This is a genomic window from Pseudomonas frederiksbergensis (genome assembly GCF_035751725.1).
GTDB lineage: Bacteria > Pseudomonadota > Gammaproteobacteria > Pseudomonadales > Pseudomonadaceae > Aquipseudomonas > Aquipseudomonas frederiksbergensis_A.
The window spans coordinates 1348620-1366354 of record NZ_CP142104.1 but is presented as its reverse complement, the minus strand read 5'-3'; the positions used below and the strand labels follow the sequence as shown (position 1 = coordinate 1366354).

The window sequence follows — 17735 nt, the reverse complement described above, 5'->3', positions numbered from 1 at the left end:
ACCCCGCCAACGCGTAGATCCCAAAAAGCGTGTTTCATAAAAAGGGCGTGAATTCTAACGAAAAAACCCGCGACAGGCGCGGGTTTCTTCAGAACAGGTCAAACAGCCTTACATGCGCTGCAGATCACGCTGGGCCAATTGGGCGGCGGAGGTACCCGGATACTGGGCCACCACCTGTTGCAGAATGCCCTTGACCTTGTCGGTGTGACCGAGGCGGCGCTCTACGTCAGCAAGCTTGTACAGCGAATCCGGCACCTTGGCATGCTTGGGGTACAGCTGCGAGACCTTGGCGAATGCCTGGCCGGCGCCTTGCAGGTCACCCTTGGCCAGGTTCACCTCACCCAGCCAGTACTGGGCGTTACCCGAGTATTGGCTGTTGGGGTATTTGCGCAGGAAAGCGGTAAAGGCCTGGCTGGCCTTGTCGAAATCCTTGGCTTTGATCAGGTCGAAGGCAGCATCGTAATAGAGCTTCTCCTTCGCCGGATCTGCCGGCTCGCCACCGGCGGCAGGCGCTGCTGGAGCGCTTGCCCCGGCGCCTGCGGCTGCACCGGGGGCGTTCAAGTCGCCACCGGCTGGGGAATTCTCAGGAGTCGCGGCAGGTGCAACGCCGGTTCCTATGCGCCGATCAAGATCCTGGTATCGCTCCAGGCTTTCCTGCTTCATGCGCGAAATATCATTTTGCAGTTCTTCGATCACACCCTGTTGGCGCGAGATCTGATCCTGCATTTGCTGTAGTTGGTTGAACAGCTGGCCCTGTGCCGAGACAGGGGTCGAAACCCCTCCCCCGGCATAGGCGCCGTTCGTACCGTAACCTGCAGGCGGATAGCTGCTCCCGCTATTGTTATAGCCGGAGTCGTTATCGACCACAGGAACCGCAGCCCACGCCGCAAGCGGCGCGAGGCTGAGAGCCAGGACAGTTACAGCACGACGGCACGTTCGCATGACGAATTACTTACGCAGTTCGACGCGACGGTTCTGAGCCCAGGACTGCTCGTCGTTGCCGGTAGCAACTGGACGCTCTTCGCCGTAGGAAACCAGTTCCAGCTGAGCTGGGGAAACACCTTGCAGTACCAGGTAGCGTTGAACGGCTTTCGCACGACGCTCGCCCAGTGCCATGTTGTACTCACGAGTACCACGTTCGTCGGTGTTGCCTTCCAGAACAACGCGAGCGCCGTTTGCTTTCAGGTCTTTGGCGTGAACGTCCAGAGCGCGCATGGCTTCTGGCTTCAGGTCCGAGCTGTCGTATTCGAAGTAGAAGGTGGTGATTGCGCGCAGAGCAGCTTCTTCGCTCAGGGAGCCGTCAACTGCACCAGTGTTAGCGCCGTAACCAGCGTTTGGATCAACAGCGCCTTCACCGGCGTTGTCGCCGCCTTTGGACGAGCAACCTACAGCTACAGCCATGGCCAGAGCCAGCGCAGCAAATTTACCAAACTTCAGCATTTCCATCGTGAAACTCCTAATGAACCCCAGTGTGTTAAGTAAAACGTATTGCGCCGCGTCAGTTCAGGTAAGGGGACCAGGACGGTTCTCTGACTTCGCCTTGAGCGGTAGGAAGCGGGAGCCTCACGCGTCCATTAATGGACACGAGCATCAAGACTCCCCGGCCCTGCTGGCGGGTGGCGTAGATTACCATGGTGCCGTTGGGCGCAACAGTAGGTGACTCGTCCAGAGTGCTATCAGTGAGGATTTTTACGCTACCGCGCTGCAAATCCTGGGCCGCCACCTTGAAATTGGTGAAACCGTCCTGGCGATGGATCATCACCAAGGTCTTTTCGTCCGCCGACAGCTTGGGGTTGGCGTTGTAGTTACCGACGAAAGTCACGCGCTCGGCACCGCCGCCGCCAGCGCTGGTCTTGTAGATCTGTGGCTTGCCACCGCGATCGGAGGTGAAGTAGATGGTCGAGCCATCCTTGCCCCAGAACGGTTCGGTATTGATGCCCGGGCCGTTGGTCACGCGCGAGATCGAGCGCGAGGCCAGGTTCATCACGTAGACATCCGGGTTACCGTCCTTGGACAGTACGAACGCCAGGCGCGAACCGTCCGGCGACCAGGCTGGCGCGCCGTTCAGCCCTTCGAAGTTGGTGATCTGCTCACGGCGACCGGTGTCGATGTGCTGCACGAAGATACGTGGACGCTTCTGCTCGAACGAGACGTAAGCGATGCGCTTGCCATCCGGTGCAAAGCGCGGCGACAGGATCGGTTCACGCGATTGCAGCAAGGTCACCGCACGCGCGCCGTCGTAGTCGGAGCGCTGCAGGGTGTAGCGGGTGTTGTTCTCGGAAAAGCGTTCGGCGGTCACGTAAAGCATGCGGGTAGAGAACGCGCCCTTGATGCCGGTGAGCTTCTCGAACGACTGGTCGGAGATGTAGTGGGCCATGTCGCGCAGTTGGTCGACACTGCCCGATACGCTGCCGGTCAGCACTTGCTGTTCGGTAGCGACGTTGAACAGGGCATATTGCACCTGCAGGCGACCGCCGGCCGGAACGATGCTGCCGACCATGATGTACTGGGCACCCAGGGCCTTCCAGTCACGGTAGATGACTTCGCTGGCCTGGGTCGGCAGGCTGATCATGTTCTGCTTCGGAATCGGCGCGTAGTAACCGGAGTTACGCAGGTCGTTGCCGATGATTTCAGCCATGTCGTCCGGCAGGACGCTGCCGCCCTGCCAACCGAACGGAACGACGGCGATTGGCGTCGCCCGGTCGCTGCCGCTGGTGACCAGGATGTTCTTTTCCTCTGCTACCGCTATCCCTGCCAAGCAGCAGATAACGACAAGCATTGATCGAAGAAGGTTTCTCACAAGGCTAGATCCTCAGGTGTGAATGTCATCTTGAACGAACGATAGGGAGCAAAATCGCTCGGCTTCATTCCTTGCATTTCCGTCAACCGCCCAATGTTCTTGACCGCCGCGACCGCCGAAGCGTCGAACGGACCATCGCCACTGGACTTGGCCACGCTGACCGAGGTAACCGTACCGTCGGGCAACATGCCGATTTGCAATACAACTGTCATGCCTTTGCGCGCCGAAGGTGGACGAGCCCAGCCTTCCGCCGCCCGGGCGCGAATCAGATCGTCGAAGCTGCCGGCGACTTCATCGCCCTGCTCGTCGGCCAATGCCTGCTGACGCTCCGGCGTGTCGGAAAGCAAATCTGCCAAGGCCTGGGCCTTTTTCTCTTCGGCGGATTTACGCGCTGCGTCCTGGGCCTTCTTCTTGGCGGCGTCGGCGGCGGCTTTCTTCTTCGCGTCTTCGGCGACTTTTTTCTTCGCCTCTTCAGCTTCAGCTTTCTTCTTGGCGTCCTCGGCCGCTTTTTTCTTCGCGTCCTCGACAATCTTTTTCTTCGCTTCTTCAGCGGCCGCTTTCTTGGCCTCTTCTTCAGCGGCTTTCTTGGCTTCTTCCTCGGCTTTCTTCTTGGCTATATCAGCCAATTGTTTCTCTTCTGCCTTCTTGGCCTCGGCGGCTTTCTTCGCATCGTCGGCCTTCTTGGCTTCGTCTGCCTTTTTAGCCTCGTCCGCTTTTTTCGCCTCGTCGGCCTTCTTCGCTTCTTCGGCCTTTTGAGCAGCTTCCTCTTTCTTTTGTTCCGCTGCCCTCACGGCTTCCTGCTCGACCTTCTTCTGCTCCATCTGCTCGACTTCGGTCTGGCGCGCAGCGGATTTCTTCGCCTCGCCGGCAAGCTTCTGGTTGGTCTGCGTCGTGGCCTGGCTTTTCGACTTGAGCTGGTAAAGGGTCGCCTGGACGATCGGCTTGGCTGGCGGCAACTCAGGGGTCATGGCAAAGCTGACGAACAGCATGCCGAACACCAGCACATGCAGGCCGATGGCCAGAACACTGGGCCAGAAGTAGCTTTCCGAGGCGGACGGCTCTCGCTGTTGCTGCATCAGGGCGCCTCAGTGATCAAGCCAACGTTACCGACCCCGGCTTTCTGCAGGCCGCCCATGGCGCCCATCACGGCACCGTAGTCGACGGTCTTGTCGCCACGAATGAAGACCTGGGTGCGCTTGCCGTTACCGTTGCCGGCGTTGATGATCTTGGTCACCGCGTCGGTCATCTGCGGCAAGGTCATGGCCCGGTCCTGCTGTTTATCGGTATCGACTTCGCTGCCAAGGTTCCAGTAGTAAGTCTTGTCGGCCTTGATGGAAATGGTCAGTACCTGGGTGTTGTTGTCCTGCGGCAAGGCTTCGCTGGAAACCTTGGGCAGATCGACCTTCACGCCCTGATTGAGCATCGGCGCGGTCACCATGAAGATGACCAGCAGCACCAGCATCACGTCGATGTAGGGCACCACGTTCATCTCGGCGACCGGCTTGCGCTTGTTTCGGGCTCGAGCGATTAAAGCCATCGGGAAATACCTGCTTATTCTTCGCTGGTGTGCACTTTGCGGTGCAGGATCGCCTGGAATTCATCGGCGAAGGTGTAGTAGCGGCTGGTCAGCGTTTCGCTGCGGGCAGCGAAACGGTTGTAGGCGATAACGGCCGGGATTGCCGCGAACAGGCCGATGGCGGTGGCGATCAGTGCCTCGGCGATGCCCGGGGCCACTGTGGCCAGGGTCGCTTGCTGGGCGGATGCCAGGCCTCGGAAGGAGTTCATGATCCCCCAGACGGTACCGAACAGGCCGATGTACGGGCTGACCGAACCGACGGTAGCGAGGAACGGCAAGCCTTGTTCGAGCTTTTCCTCTTCCCGCGAGATGGCAACGCGCATGGCACGGGCCACGCCCTCCATTACCGCTTCAGGGTCGACACCCGGTTGCTGGCGCAGACGGGAAAATTCCTTGAAACCAGCGCGAAAGATTTGCTCGACGCCCGAATCCGGGTCCGGGTTGCTGCCGGCCTGGCGGTACAGCTTGGACAGGTCGATGCCGGACCAGAAGCGCTCTTCGAAGCTCTCCAGGGCACGGCGACCGGCGCGCAGCATGTTGCTGCGCTGAAAAATCATGATCCATGAGGTCACCGATGCGGCTACCAGGATCAGCATTACCAGTTGCACCACGACGCTGGCATTGCTGACCAGGCTCCACATGGAGGAATGGTCGACGACGTTAGCTTCCACGCTTTATCTCCTGCTCTGAGTGTGTACCCGCGCCGCTCACGCCGGCAAAGGCCGCGCGTAGAGCTTCGGGAATGGCCCGGGGTTTCAAACTATGGGTGCGCACACAGGCCACCAAAAACTGCCCTTCGCAGAGCAGCACATTATCCGCAGCGCGCCTGACCTGCTGCTTGAAGCGCAGGCTGACGCGGTTCAACTCGATGACATCGGCAGTCACCACAAGCTCGTCGTCCAGTCGCGCCGGCGCGTGGTAGCGCGCTTCGCTGGAATGCACGACGAATAACAGGTCCTCCCCAGCCAGCGCGGATTGGGCAAAACCCAGTTCCCGCAGCCGTTCGGTTCGAGCCCGTTCCATAAACTTGAGGTAATTGACGTAGTAAACGATGCCGCCGGCATCGGTGTCCTCGTAATAAACGCGACAGCGATGTGCGAACGACTCCAGCCCGTTTTGCGCGCGCATACTCTAGTGCTTACTCCTCAGGTTGCCAATCCGGCCAGGCAACTGTTTTTTCATTCTTGAACGCATTGACGCTCCAGGCGTGGTCTGGGACAGCACGAACCGAAAAAAAGTCGTTGTACAGAGCGCGTTCAATCGTCTACCGCATCGAGGAACTCGTCTACCACCGGCATCTCCCCCATTCGTGTCGGGATGTTTAAGCCGAAGTGCAGATAAGCATGCCGCGTCACCACCCGTCCGCGCGGGGTACGCATGATATAGCCCTGCTGGATCAGGTAGGGCTCCAGCACATCCTCGATGGTGTGGCGTTCTTCGCTGATAGCGGCAGCCAGGCTGTCCACGCCCACCGGGCCACCGTCGAATTTCTCGATCATGGTCAACAGCAGCCGCCGGTCCTGGTGGTCGAAGCCGCGCTCGTCGATGTCCAGCAGGTTCAGGGCCAGGTCGGCAATCGGCTTGGTGATGTGACCCTTGGCCCGGACTTCGGCAAAATCCCGGACCCGGCGCAGCAGGCGGTTGGCGATCCTCGGTGTACCGCGGGCCCGGCGGGCGACTTCATAGGCGCCGTCCGGGTCCAGCGGCAAACCGAGGATGCCGGCCGAGCGGCTGACGATCGTCGCCAGGTCGGCATTGTTGTAGAACTCAAGGCGCTGGACGATGCCGAAACGGTCGCGCAGCGGGTTGGTCAGCATGCCGGCACGGGTGGTCGCCCCAACCAGGGTGAAGGGCGGCAGGTCGAGCTTGATGGAGCGCGCCGCCGGCCCTTCGCCGATCATTATATCGAGCTGGAAATCCTCCATGGCCGGGTATAGCACTTCCTCGACAATCGGCGACAGCCGGTGGATTTCGTCGATGAACAGCACGTCGTGGGGCTCAAGGTTGGTCAGCAGTGCCGCCAGGTCGCCCGGCCGTTCAAGCACCGGCCCGGATGTGCTTTTGATCGACACGCCCATTTCCTGGGCAATGATGTTGGCCAGGGTGGTCTTGCCCAGGCCTGGCGGGCCGAAGATCAAGGTATGGTCCAGCGACTCGCTGCGCCCACGGGCGGCCTGGATGAACAGCTCCATCTGTTCGCGCACGGTCGGCTGGCCGATGTAGTCGGCCAGGCTGACAGGACGAATCGCGCGATCCTGGATTTCCTCGCGGTCACGGGGCGCGCCCGTGGCGGCGATCAGACGGTCAGCTTCAATCACTTAAATCATTCCCTTCAGGGCACGGCGAATCATGTCTTCGGTACTCAAGCCTTTTTCCTTGATGGCAGAGATCGCCTTACTGGCTTCCTGCGGTTTATAACCCAGGGAAATCAGCGCGGTGACCGCATCGTTTTCAGCGCTGGCCGCAGGCGCTGGAGCATCCGGCTGGTTCGGAACGAGCGCGAACATCGCCGGCACCGCTTCCCAGGCCTTGAAGCGGTCCTTGAGTTCCACCAGCAGGCGCTCGGCGGTTTTCTTGCCTACCCCCGGCACCTTGGTCAGGGCCGAGGTGTCCTGGGACTGCACGCAACGGATCAACTCGTCGACTTCCAGGCTGGACATCAAGGCCAGGGCCAGTTTCGGGCCGACACCGTTGAGGCGGATCAACTCGCGGAAGAAATCCCGCTCGCGCTTGCCGACGAAGCCATAGAGTAACTGCGCATCCTCGCGCACGACCAAATGAGTGTGCAGGGTCAGCGGCTCACCGACCGACGGCAGGCGATACAGCGTGGTCATCGGCACTTCGAGCTCATAGCCCAGGCCGTTTACATCCAGAATCAGGTGCGGCGGCTGTTTTTCAGCCAGGGTGCCGCGCAAGCGTCCAATCACGTTTCAGATCCTTGGGCGTTGGCCAGCCGCTGGCTGGCGAGTTACAACACGAGCTTCAAGGCCGACGACACAGGCGCAATTGACTCGGGCTCATGAATGAAGCGCTGATGCTATCAGAGACGCAGGCGCCCGCCACGACTGCGTGCGGTTCCCAGGCCATGGGGCAACAGGCTGGAGCGGGTATGGGCATGGCAAATGGCGATGGCCAGGGCGTCGGACGCGTCGATCTGCGGCTTGCTGACCAATTTCAACAAGTGCATCACCATCATCTGCACCTGCTCCTTGTTCGCCGCGCCGGTGCCGACGACCGCCTGCTTGACCTGAGTCGCGGTGTACTCGGCGATCTCCAGGTTCTCCTCGGCGCCCGCCACGATCGCCGCGCCCCGGGCCTGCCCCAGCTTCAGGGCCGAATCGGCATTACGGGCCATGAAAACCTTTTCAATGCCCATGGTCACCGGGCCGTAGGTCTGGATGACTTCGCGCACGCCGCGATAAACGATCTGCAAGCGCTCATGCAGCTCACCCCCGCCGGTGCGGATGCAGCCAGACGCGACGTACACGCAGCCGCGCCCGGTATCGCGAACCACGCCGTAGCCGGTGATGCGCGAACCGGGGTCGATACCAAGGATTAAAGTCATAACGCCTGCGAAAGGTAATGCGGGTTACAAGAGGATACAGCTCATCAAAGGCTTGCAGTGAATCCGTGGCGAGGGAGCAAGCTCCTCGCCACAATGATTACAAACCAAACCTTGGGTGAGCAGCATTAGGCCTGTCAGCCGAGCTGTTCAGCCACCGACTCCGGAATATCAGCGTTGGAATAGACGTTCTGCACGTCGTCCAGGTCTTCCAGCATGTCGATCAGCTTGAGCACCTTCTCGGCCCCTTCAAGGTCGAGTTCGGCACTGGTGGTCGGCTGCATGACGATTTCCGCGTCGGCCGGCTTGAATCCCGCGGCCTCCAGGGCGTTGCGCACGGCGTAGAAGCTGGCGAACGACGTGAACACGTCAAATGAACCGTCCTCGTGACCGACCACATCATCGGCGTCGGCTTCCAGCGCCGCCTCTGTCAGGGCATCTTCGTCGAGGCCCGGCGCGAAGCTGATCTGGCCCTTGCGCTCGAACAGGTAAGCCACCGAACCGTCGGTGCCCAGGTTGCCGCCGCACTTGCTGAACGCATGGCGCACGGCCGCGGCGGTCCGGTTGCGGTTGTCGGTCATGCACTCGACCATCACCGCCACGCCGCCCGGGCCGTAACCTTCATAGGTCAGCTCTTCGACGTTGTCGGCCTCGGTGGCACCAGCGCCACGGGCGATTGCCCGGTCAATGATGTCGCGGCTCATGTTCGCGCCCAAGGCCTTGTCCAGGGCCAGGCGCAGGCGCGGGTTGGAGCCCGGGTCACCGCCACCCTGGCGGGCCGCGACTGTCAGCTCACGGATCCACTTGGTGAATATCTTGCCTCTCTTGGCATCCTGACGTTCTTTGCGGTGCTTGATGTTCGCCCACTTGGAATGACCTGCCATAACTCGCTCCGTTTCGCTTTGGAACATTGCCCGCCCTGCTCTTGAGCAGCGGCCGGCAATCAGAAATATCGACCCCAATGAAAAGGCGCATCCGAAGATGCGCCCTCTCAGGTGCCAGCCTTACTCAGCCTTTGGCTGTTCACGCAGACGAATGTGCAACTCGCGCAACGCCTTGGCGTCCACCACGCCCGGGGCCTGGGTCATGACATCGGCCGCGCTCTGGGTTTTCGGGAACGCGATCACTTCACGGATCGACTGGGCGCCGGTCATCAGCATCACCAGGCGATCCAGGCCGAAGGCCAGGCCACCGTGGGGCGGCGCACCGAACTTCAGGGCGTCCATCAGGAAGCCGAACTTCTCTTCCTGTTCAGCCTCATCGATACCCAACAGGCGGAACACCGCCTGCTGCATTTCCTTGCGGTGGATACGGATCGAGCCGCCACCCAGCTCGGTGCCGTTCAGGACCATGTCGTAGGCACGGGAAAGCGCGCCGGCCGGGTTGGCCTCCAACTCTTCAGGCGAGCACTTGGGCGCGGTGAACGGGTGGTGCAGCGCGGAGAAGCTGCCGTCGTCGTTTTCTTCGAACATCGGGAAGTCGACGACCCACATCGGGGCCCACTCGCAGGTCAGCAGCTTCAGGTCGTGGCCCAGCTTGATGCGCAGCGCACCCAGAGCTTCGCTGACGATCTTGGCCTTGTCGGCGCCGAAGAACACGATGTCGCCATCGACTGCGCCGACGCGATCGAGGATCACGTTGAGGTTGGCTTCCGGGATGTTCTTCACGATCGGCGATTGCAGGCCATCAATGCCTGCGGCACGCTCGTTGACCTTGATGTAGGCCAGCCCCTTGGCGCCGTAGATGCCGACGAACTTGGTGTAATCGTCGATCTGCTTGCGCGGCATGCTCGCGCCGCCTGGTACGCGCAGGGCAGCGATACGGCATTTCGGGTCGTTGGCCGGCCCGCTGAACACCTTGAACTCGACTTCCTTGAGCTGGTCGGCCACGTCCACCAGCTCCAGCGGGTTACGCAGGTCCGGCTTGTCGGAACCGTAGCGGCGCATGGCCTCTTCGAAGGTCATGTGCGGGAACTCGCCGAATTCCAGGTCCAGCACTTCCTTGAACAGGTTGCGGATCATGCCTTCGGTCAGGCCCATGATGTCTTTTTCGTCGAGGAAGCTGGTCTCGATGTCGATCTGAGTGAACTCAGGCTGACGGTCGGCACGCAGGTCTTCGTCGCGGAAGCACTTGGCGATCTGGTAGTAGCGATCGAACCCGGCCACCATCAGCAGTTGCTTGAACAGCTGTGGCGATTGCGGCAAGGCAAAGAAGCTGCCGGGGTGGGTACGGCTCGGCACCAGGTAATCGCGGGCGCCTTCCGGCGTGGCGCGGGTCAGGATCGGTGTCTCGACGTCAAGGAAGCCGTTTTCATCCAGGTAGCGACGGATGCTGGTGGTCATGCGCGAACGCAGGCGCAGCTTCTCGGCCATTTCCGGACGACGCAGGTCGATGAAGCGGTAGCGCAGGCGGGTTTCTTCACCGACGTCGGAGTATTCATTGAGTGGGAACGGCGGGGTTTCCGCTTCGTTGAGCACTTCCAGCTCGTAGCCCAGCACTTCGATCATGCCGGACGCCATGTTGGCGTTGCCGGCGCCGGCCGGACGCAGGCGCACCTTGCCGGTGATCTTGACGACGTATTCGCTGCGCACGCGGTCGGCGGTGGCGAAGGTTTCAGCGCGGTCAGGATCGAACACTACCTGGGCCAGGCCTTCACGATCACGGATATCGAGGAAAATCACCCCGCCATGGTCACGGCGACGATGAACCCATCCGCAAAGAGTAACTTCCTGGCCTTCCAGGCTTTCGTTCAGTTGGCCGCAATAATGGCTGCGCATCATGGTAGTGGTTTCACTTCTCGTAATTCGACATTCGGTTGGAGGCCCTGCCCGTGCAAGAACTCGCGCGTGTTCAACTTAGTCAGCTTTGTCGCCACCGGCCAGGTTCTTCTTGGCGCCGGTCTTGAAGTCGGTTTCATACCAGCCGGTGCCGCCGAGGCGGAATCCTGGCATGGACAGCATCTTTTTCAGCTCTGGCGCCTGGCAGGCGGGGCAATCGACCAGCGGTGCCGCGCTGATTTTTTGAATGGCTTCCATCTGATGACCACAGGAAGCACATTGATAGTCGTACATCGGCATGGGGTTGTCTCGGCAATCAGGTTATTCACGCAAAGCCCGGCTTTGCGGCAAAGAGCGGGATTATATCCATTAAATGCGGCCTGTGCAGCCGTAAGACCGCACAGTCATTGCCGATAACAGGTCAATCGAGACTTGCATGACCCGTGTTCATTTCCTTCAGGCTGTGGACCACGCAGACAACGCGCACCAGGCCACTGAAATTGCGCACGCCGCCATGACGCAAGTGCACCTCCCGATCCACATGGGACAGCAAGGCGCTGACGGAACAACAGTTGAGCTGGGCCATGTCACCGAGGATATCCCAATAGACCTGCTCCAGCCGCAGGCAGGTGGCGAACCCATTGAGTCGGATGGAGCGCGCCAGCGGGCGGGCCAGTTGCATGTCGAAACCACTGACGAACGGGTCGATCTTCACGGACTGCGGACATCCGCGCATATTTTCCCTGGGGTCTTTTCCTTGAATCATACCGTTGACACTCCTTTGCCATACGAACCTCAGTCGGAACAACCGATCTGTGGCTCTATGGAAGCTCAACTGGATCGCCAGTTCCAGATGACTTTTTGACCATCAACGTAGGACAAGCCAACAGGGAGCTGGCGACGAATCATGCGTTCCTACACGCAACGACAGGCGATGATGCCAACGGCAGCACCATCGCCTGTCCAGGGCTTAGCGATCTTCCAGCAATGAACGCAACATCCAGGCGGTTTTTTCGTGAACCTGCATGCGCTGGGTCAGGAGGTCGGCGGTGGGCTCGTCACTGACTTTGTCCAACAAAGGAAAGATACCGCGGGCGGTACGCGTCACCGCCTCCTGGCCCTCGACCAATTGCCGGATCATGTCCTCGGCGGCAGGCACCCCCTCTTCTTCCTTTATAGAGGACAGGCGTGCATACACCGAATAAGCCCCCGGCGCCGGGAAGCCGAGCGCGCGGATACGTTCGGCGATCGAATCCACGGCGAGCGCCAGCTCGTTGTACTGCTCCTCGAACATCAGGTGCAGGGTTCGGAACATCGGCCCGGTAACGTTCCAATGGAAGTTGTGGGTCTTGAGGTACAACACGTAGGTATCCGACAGTAGCCGCGAAAGCCCGTCGACGATGGATTTGCGATCTTCTTCGCTGATACCGATATCAATTGCCATGGGTTGATCTCCTGACGGTGGTGAATTCACTCTAGCGGGTGTCGCCCTCGAGGGCCTGCGACAAATCGCCAGCCATCCTGAACCGACAAGCCGGAACGTTGGACGGTTCCGGCCAGACAATGAAATTCAACATCCATCGCCCCCCGTCCGGCAAGCACCCTACCTATGCTTCGGGCCGACGAACAGCGTGCTGCGCGCCTGTAACGAGTTTGAGAAGGCCCGGGCTTTGCTGTTAAATAGGCAGTGTGTCGCTACGCCTATTTTCCGGTGCGTCGCGCATAGGCTGATTCGGGTACGTGTTCCTACGCCTCTCATTTCTGGAGCGAACCGCCCCCGACCAGCTCTTCCTTGTGATCTGTCTTAACCGTGAGCCAATCAAAATGTTGAAAATCGTCCACTTGCTAATGGGCGCAGCTGCCCTGCTGCTGTCCTTCATCCCTAGCCTGGGTTCCGAAGCCACACCTTACCTGCAACATCCCGATGCGCTGTACCTGGCGTTTTTCGGCCTGCTCAACCTGACCCTGGCACCCGTTATCCCTTACTGGAACAAAGGTCCACGTCATCAACTGCAAAACCTTGTCAGCGCCTTGCTCGTGCTGGCTGTTGCCTTGCAAACCCTGACCCTGCTGGCACCCATGCCGGAAATTGGCGGCCAACCCGCTATCCTCTCCAGCCTGGCCGCAGCCTTGCTCGCTGTATTGCTGCACCTGGCCGTCAGCTTCTACAAGAAGTCGTCGCCGAGCGCCGCGCCGCAGAACTACGACATGTCCAACCGTGATACCGGCACCGTGAAGTGGTTCAACACTTCCAAGGGGTTCGGTTTCATCTCCCGCGACTCCGGCGATGACATTTTTGTGCATTTCCGGGCCATTCGTGGCGAAGGCCACCGCGTCCTGGTCGAAGGCCAGCGCGTGGAGTTCTCGGTGATGCATCGCGACAAAGGCCTGCAAGCCGAAGACGTCATCGCCGCGCTGCCGCGCCGCTGATCCGGGCGTAAAAAAAACCGCGATGCAGCCTCGCTGCTCGCGGTTTTTTATTACCTGCCGTTCGGGCCGGTCAGTAATGCGGGGGTGGCGCCTCTTCCTCGAAGGATTCGAACTGCCCGGCCATTTCTTCCTGGCGCTTGAGAAGCGCCGCCATCTGCAGCTGCAGACGCTCGACGATTCGTTGCTGTTCCACCAGCACGTCGTTCAACGCCTGGATGGTGTCGTCCTGGAATGCCAGGCGGCTTTCCAGATCGGTTACACGGTCTTCAAGGTTCATGGTTCAGCCCTCCAGAAACTTGAAATCATCGGTAAGCACCGCTCGCAACCGTTCGCGAATGGCGGCTACCTGCTCGGCATTATAAGGCCGGGCCGGATGTTTCCCCCAGACCGGCGCCGGCCAGGCGGCATCCTCTCGCTTGCGCACGATCACATGCATGTGCAATTGACTGACAACGTTACCCAAGGTTGCAACGTTCAGCTTGTCGGCGTCGAACGAGTCCTTGAGCGTTTCGGCCAGCGCCGTGGTTTCTTTCCACAACTGCAATTGATCAGCGTCATCCAACTGAAACAATTCACTGATATTTTCCCGTCGCGGCACGAGGATGAACCACGGGTAATTCGAGTCATTGGAGAGCAGCAAGCGGCACAGCGGGAAATCGCCAATGGGCAATGTGTCTTGTTGCAGTCGTGGATCCAAGGCAAACACCGTGCTTACTCCTTAACATGATCGATTGAGCCCGGCTCGACCCACAGGCCTGCGCTCGGGCACAGGCGTCCAGCATACCTTTGAACGGCGAAGGGTACACCGCGAATAACGAACCGACCCAGGGCCGGCTTTGGACGCTGCGCACCAATTCAGCGCAAGGGGTTTGCAACGGTGCCTGACACGCACCAGAGACGCAGCGTGCTGATCTTGAGCTGTAAATTTTTCGTACAGCCAACAGTTTTTTTGCACCAAAATCGCACAACGCGTCTACGCTCAGTGCACGAAGCATCCGTGATCTACTCACTTGTGGGGTGAACCGGTAACGTTTTTGGTTGTCCCGCGGCCTTTCAAAGCGTCAATCACGAGACTGCATCGACAGTCAACCTTAATTAAAACAAGGCCTTTGGAGGCCGGTTTCATGAGGTTTCACCGTTGAAAAATGAAAAATGTGAAAAAAACGTGAACAAAAATCGGATTTGAGCATACTTGTTGCATTCATCCCCACATCGCCTGCAGGGGATCGCCGGACGCGAAAACCTACGGGCCTATAAATAAAAGTGGCAAGGTTGCCCTCAGGGAGCTTCAAGCGCAGTAACCAAGGACTCTTTACACCGACGCCGGAGAAAAAAAGCAACATTCAAGTTGCAGGTCCGATTGCGCCGGAGCGGCAGAAATACGACATGGATCGAGCCATTGGCGACATGGTCGTAAAGAAGCTGAAAGGTTGGATGGGCAAGTATCGCCAAAGAATGTCGTCGTGATATAAGTTTGCGCCGACACAAAAAGAAAGAGCCGCCCAGAAAAAAAACAGGTGGGACGGCAGTACTCTTCTAAAAACCAAAGGAGCAAATCACGATGCGCGTGATGAAGTGGAGCATGATCGCACTGGCTGTATCGGCCAGCGTTTCGCAGTTCGCAGTGGCGTCCTCCCAAGAGGAGTCCAAGGGCTTTTTTGAAGATCAGAGCCTGACCGTTAAAAATCGTATGCTGTACATGAACCGCGATTTCAAAAAAGGTGCCTCCAACAACCAGAACATTGGCAAAGCACGTAGCACTGGCTACCGCGAAGAAACCGGTCTTGGCGTACAGGCTGTTTACGAGTCTGGCTTCACTCAAGGCACCGTTGGTGTAGGCGTGGACGCCCTGTTCAATGGCCAGGTCAAGCTGGATAGCGGCCCAGGTCGCACCGGTAACGGCATCTTCGGCACAGGCGACGACGGTAGCCCAGAAGACACCCAGTCTGAAGTTGGCGGCGCTATCAAATTCCGCTTGTCCGACACCGTTCTGAAGTACGGTAACCAATACACCGCCAGTCCTGTGTTCTCCACGGATGATAGCCGTCTGAATCCGGAAGTCGCTACTGGTACGCTCATCACCAGCAAGGAAATCAAGGGTCTGGAACTGACCGCTGGCCGCTTCACCGCGATGAACGCCCAGAACTACACGGGCCGTGACAGCATCAATGGTCGGCACAGCCCAGGTCTTCCATCCGCCAACATTGCTGGCGCAACCTATCAGTTCACTGACAATTTGGTAGCAGGCGTAGCGGCTTCGGATATTGAAGACTACTTCAAGAAGAAGTACCTCAACGTGAACTACACCCTGCCGATCAACGAAGATCAGTCCTTGAACTTCGATTTCAACGGCTATGACAGCAAAAGTCAGGGTCAAGAGCTGAGCGGTGACATTGATAACCGCATCTGGTCGCTGGCAGCAGCCTACAGCCTCGGTGCGCACAAATTCACCTTGGCTCACCAGCGCTCGTCCGGTGATAGCGGCTACGCCTACGGCGTTGACGGCGGCGGTACTGTCTACGTTGCCAACTCCGTCCAATATTCCGACTTCAACAGCGAAGATGAAGTTTCCTGGCAGGCTCGCTACGACCTGAACATGAAGAGCTACGGCATCCCTGGGCTGAGCTTCATGACCCGCTATATCACCAGCGATAATATCGCTACCGCTACAGGCGACGCCAAAGCCCACGAATGGGACTTTGAAAGCAAATACGTTCTGCAAAGCGGTCCCGCGAAGGACCTGTCTTTCCGTCTGCGTAGCGCGATCTATCGGACTGACAGATCCAACACGGATTACACCAGCAACAACGACTTCCGCATAATCGTCGAATACCCACTGAGCATCTTGTAATTCAGTACTAGTTCGATAGCTTCACCCGCAACAAACAAAAAACCGCTCACCTGATCCAGGTGAGCGGTTTTTTTATACCCATTGCAACGCCAGATTTAACACAACTTGTTAAATAGCAAGCTAACTAAACATAACCTGACTCAAGCGCCAGGTTACAGTCCAATCGTTATTGCGCTGGCCCTTCCTGAACAACCCGAATCACACGTTGCGGAAACGGAATATCAATCCCGGCATCCTTCAAGCGATCCCGTGCCTGTTCATTAAGCATGAACATCACGCTCCAATAATCCGCCGTCTTCACCCAAATACGCAACGACACGGTGATCGAGCTGTCACCGAGCATGGAAATCACCGCTTCAGGGGCAGGATCGGCCAATACGCGCTCGTCCTTGGCCAATTCCAGCAGCACTTCCCGAGCCTTTTGCAGGTCAGCCTGGTAATCCACGCCCACGTCGAACACGACTTTGCGGGTCGGCTGGCGGTTGGTGTTGGTGATGATGCCGTTCGACAGATTGCCGTTGGGCACGATCACGGTCTTGTTGTCACCGGTACGAATGACAGTATGGAAAATCTGGATGCTGTCGACTGTCCCCGCGACTCCCTGGGCTTCGATCCAGTCACCGATACGAAACGGACGGAACAGCAGGATCAGCACGCCACCGGCGAAGTTCGCCAGGCTGCCCTGCAATGCCAAACCAATCGCCAAGCCTGCGGCACCGATGGCCGCGACGAACGAGGTGGTTTCCACGCCGATCATCGACGCGACGCTGACGATCAGCAATATCTTCAGGATGATGTTTGCCAGGGTGCTGATAAACCCTTGCAACGCCAGGTCGGCGTTGCGCAAGGCCAGCAGCGCACCAACCTTTTTCGTGACCTTGTTGATCAGCCACCAACCGATGGCGAGGGTGACGATCGCCAGCAGCACACGGCTGCCATACTCCATGATCATCGGTATCCAGGCCTGGGAAGCCTTGACCAAGTGGTCCACTTCAGCGTTCAAGTCCATCGTGTTCTCCTTGTTTCCATTGCACGCAATTGTGGCGAGGGAGCTTGCTCCCGCATGGCCGAGCTAGCGCTCCAGGGCGCAGCGTCCACCGGAGGAGCTGCTACGCAGCCAGCGGGAGCAAGCTCCCTCGCCACAGTATCTGAGGCTGAGATATCAATCGCGGAAGTTATTGAACTGCAGCGGCATGCCGAATTCCTTGCCGCGCAGTGCCGCAATGGCTTCCTGCAAGTCGTCACGCTTCTTGCCGGTCACGCGCACCTGCTCGCCCTGGATGGCGGCCTGGACCTTGAGCTTGGCATCCTTGATGTGGGCAACGATCTTCTTCGCCAGTTCCTTGTCGATGCCTTCCTTGAGCACGGCTTCCTGCTTCATCACCTTGCCCGAGGCATAGGCATCCTTCACTTCAAGGCACTGCACGTCGATCTTGCGCTTGACCAGCGCCAGCTTGAGGATCTCGATCATCGCCTCGAGCTGGAAGTCGGCCTCGGCGGTCAGGTTGACGGTCAGGTCCTTTTCCTTGAACTCGAAACTGCCCTTGCCCTTGAGGTCATACCGACGGTCGAGTTCCTTGACGGCGTTTTCAACGGCGTTGGTGACTTCGTGCTTGTCCAGTTCGGATACCACGTCGAATGACGGCATGTAGTGTTCTCCAAATAAAAAGGCGCGCTCATGACAACGGCGCGCACTTGGCTTGTGGTTAAAATCGGGCTCATTATAACGGGTCTTTTCC

The 17735-nt window shown here is 58.9% G+C and carries 21 protein-coding genes; 2 read left to right on the top strand and 19 right to left on the bottom strand.

From position 1 onward, the window contains the following. Positions 1-108: 108 nt before the first annotated feature. From ybgF to VQ575_RS05860, 15 genes are all read right to left on the bottom strand, one after another. A complete protein-coding gene (ybgF, locus tag VQ575_RS05930; protein ID WP_045156746.1) occupies positions 109-942 on the bottom strand; it encodes a tol-pal system protein YbgF in 834 nt (277 codons plus the stop codon). Between the two features lie 6 nt (positions 943-948). Then, a complete protein-coding gene (gene pal, locus VQ575_RS05925) occupies positions 949-1446 on the bottom strand; it encodes a peptidoglycan-associated lipoprotein Pal (protein ID WP_003178634.1) in 498 nt (165 codons plus the stop codon). A 52-nt stretch (positions 1447-1498) separates the two neighbouring features. Then, positions 1499-2800: a Tol-Pal system beta propeller repeat protein TolB gene (gene tolB, locus VQ575_RS05920; protein WP_039591701.1), complete on the bottom strand. Its 1302-nt coding sequence runs from the start codon at positions 2798-2800 to the stop codon at positions 1499-1501. Then, positions 2797-3876 (bottom strand): cell envelope integrity protein TolA, encoded by a 1080-nt coding sequence (tolA, locus tag VQ575_RS05915; protein WP_030140797.1) that lies wholly within the window; start codon positions 3874-3876, stop codon positions 2797-2799. Before tolA ends, tolB begins: the two co-directional genes overlap by 4 nt. Then, the gene (gene tolR / locus VQ575_RS05910; RefSeq protein ID WP_196304799.1) at positions 3876-4328 is read right to left on the bottom strand and encodes a protein TolR; all 453 of its coding nucleotides are present in this window, start codon (positions 4326-4328) and stop codon (positions 3876-3878) included. The genes tolA and tolR overlap by 1 nt, the downstream gene beginning before the upstream one ends. 23 nt (positions 4329-4351) lie before the next feature. After that, positions 4352-5047: a protein TolQ gene (tolQ, locus tag VQ575_RS05905; protein ID WP_039591698.1), complete on the bottom strand. Its 696-nt coding sequence runs from the start codon at positions 5045-5047 to the stop codon at positions 4352-4354. Next, positions 5037-5504, bottom strand: a complete 468-nt coding sequence (gene ybgC, locus VQ575_RS05900) for a tol-pal system-associated acyl-CoA thioesterase (protein ID WP_030140799.1) — start codon at positions 5502-5504, stop codon at positions 5037-5039. The genes tolQ and ybgC overlap by 11 nt, the downstream gene beginning before the upstream one ends. Before the next feature lie 128 nt (positions 5505-5632). Continuing rightward, positions 5633-6694, bottom strand: a complete 1062-nt coding sequence (ruvB, locus tag VQ575_RS05895; RefSeq protein WP_030140800.1) for a Holliday junction branch migration DNA helicase RuvB — start codon at positions 6692-6694, stop codon at positions 5633-5635. Continuing rightward, complete coding sequence (ruvA, locus tag VQ575_RS05890) at positions 6695-7303, bottom strand: Holliday junction branch migration protein RuvA (protein ID WP_039591695.1); 609 nt, start codon at positions 7301-7303, stop codon at positions 6695-6697. A gap of 113 nt (positions 7304-7416) precedes the next feature. Beyond that, positions 7417-7941: a crossover junction endodeoxyribonuclease RuvC gene (gene ruvC, locus VQ575_RS05885; RefSeq protein WP_039591694.1), complete on the bottom strand. Its 525-nt coding sequence runs from the start codon at positions 7939-7941 to the stop codon at positions 7417-7419. 134 nt (positions 7942-8075) lie between these two features. Continuing rightward, entirely contained in the window at positions 8076-8822 is a 747-nt protein-coding gene (locus tag VQ575_RS05880; protein WP_039591693.1) for a YebC/PmpR family DNA-binding transcriptional regulator, read from the bottom strand. 120 nt (positions 8823-8942) lie between these two features. After that, positions 8943-10718 (bottom strand): aspartate--tRNA ligase, encoded by a 1776-nt coding sequence (gene aspS, locus VQ575_RS05875; protein ID WP_325919260.1) that lies wholly within the window; start codon positions 10716-10718, stop codon positions 8943-8945. Between the two features lie 75 nt (positions 10719-10793). After that, complete coding sequence (locus tag VQ575_RS05870; RefSeq protein ID WP_003178589.1) at positions 10794-11015, bottom strand: FmdB family zinc ribbon protein; 222 nt, start codon at positions 11013-11015, stop codon at positions 10794-10796. A 121-nt stretch (positions 11016-11136) separates the two neighbouring features. After that, entirely contained in the window at positions 11137-11481 is a 345-nt protein-coding gene (locus tag VQ575_RS05865) for a ribbon-helix-helix domain-containing protein (RefSeq protein WP_039591691.1), read from the bottom strand. A 204-nt stretch (positions 11482-11685) separates the two neighbouring features. Then, complete coding sequence (locus VQ575_RS05860) at positions 11686-12159, bottom strand: Dps family protein (protein ID WP_039591690.1); 474 nt, start codon at positions 12157-12159, stop codon at positions 11686-11688. A 380-nt stretch (positions 12160-12539) separates the two neighbouring features. Between VQ575_RS05860 and VQ575_RS05855 the strand changes: the two genes are divergently transcribed. Next, positions 12540-13145, top strand: a complete 606-nt coding sequence (locus VQ575_RS05855) for a cold-shock protein (RefSeq protein WP_030140807.1) — start codon at positions 12540-12542, stop codon at positions 13143-13145. Between the two features lie 70 nt (positions 13146-13215). On the opposite strand, the gene VQ575_RS05850 is transcribed toward VQ575_RS05855, so the two are convergent. Both VQ575_RS05850 and VQ575_RS05845 read right to left on the bottom strand, forming a co-directional pair. Beyond that, positions 13216-13422, bottom strand: coding sequence for a SlyX family protein (locus tag VQ575_RS05850; protein WP_003205050.1), 207 nt, complete (start codon positions 13420-13422; stop codon positions 13216-13218). A gap of 3 nt (positions 13423-13425) precedes the next feature. Further along, positions 13426-13851: an HIT domain-containing protein gene (locus VQ575_RS05845; protein WP_039591689.1), complete on the bottom strand. Its 426-nt coding sequence runs from the start codon at positions 13849-13851 to the stop codon at positions 13426-13428. 855 nt (positions 13852-14706) lie between these two features. On the opposite strand from VQ575_RS05845, the gene VQ575_RS05840 reads away from it, so the two are divergent. Continuing rightward, positions 14707-15996, top strand: coding sequence for an OprD family porin (locus tag VQ575_RS05840; protein WP_325919259.1), 1290 nt, complete (start codon positions 14707-14709; stop codon positions 15994-15996). 166 nt (positions 15997-16162) lie between these two features. Here the strand turns inward: VQ575_RS05840 and VQ575_RS05835 are convergent, their stop codons facing one another. Continuing rightward, the gene (locus VQ575_RS05835) at positions 16163-17005 is read right to left on the bottom strand and encodes a mechanosensitive ion channel family protein (RefSeq protein WP_039591687.1); all 843 of its coding nucleotides are present in this window, start codon (positions 17003-17005) and stop codon (positions 16163-16165) included. Between the two features lie 153 nt (positions 17006-17158). Then, entirely contained in the window at positions 17159-17644 is a 486-nt protein-coding gene (locus VQ575_RS05830; protein WP_030140812.1) for a YajQ family cyclic di-GMP-binding protein, read from the bottom strand. Between the last annotated feature and the right edge of the window lie 91 nt (positions 17645-17735).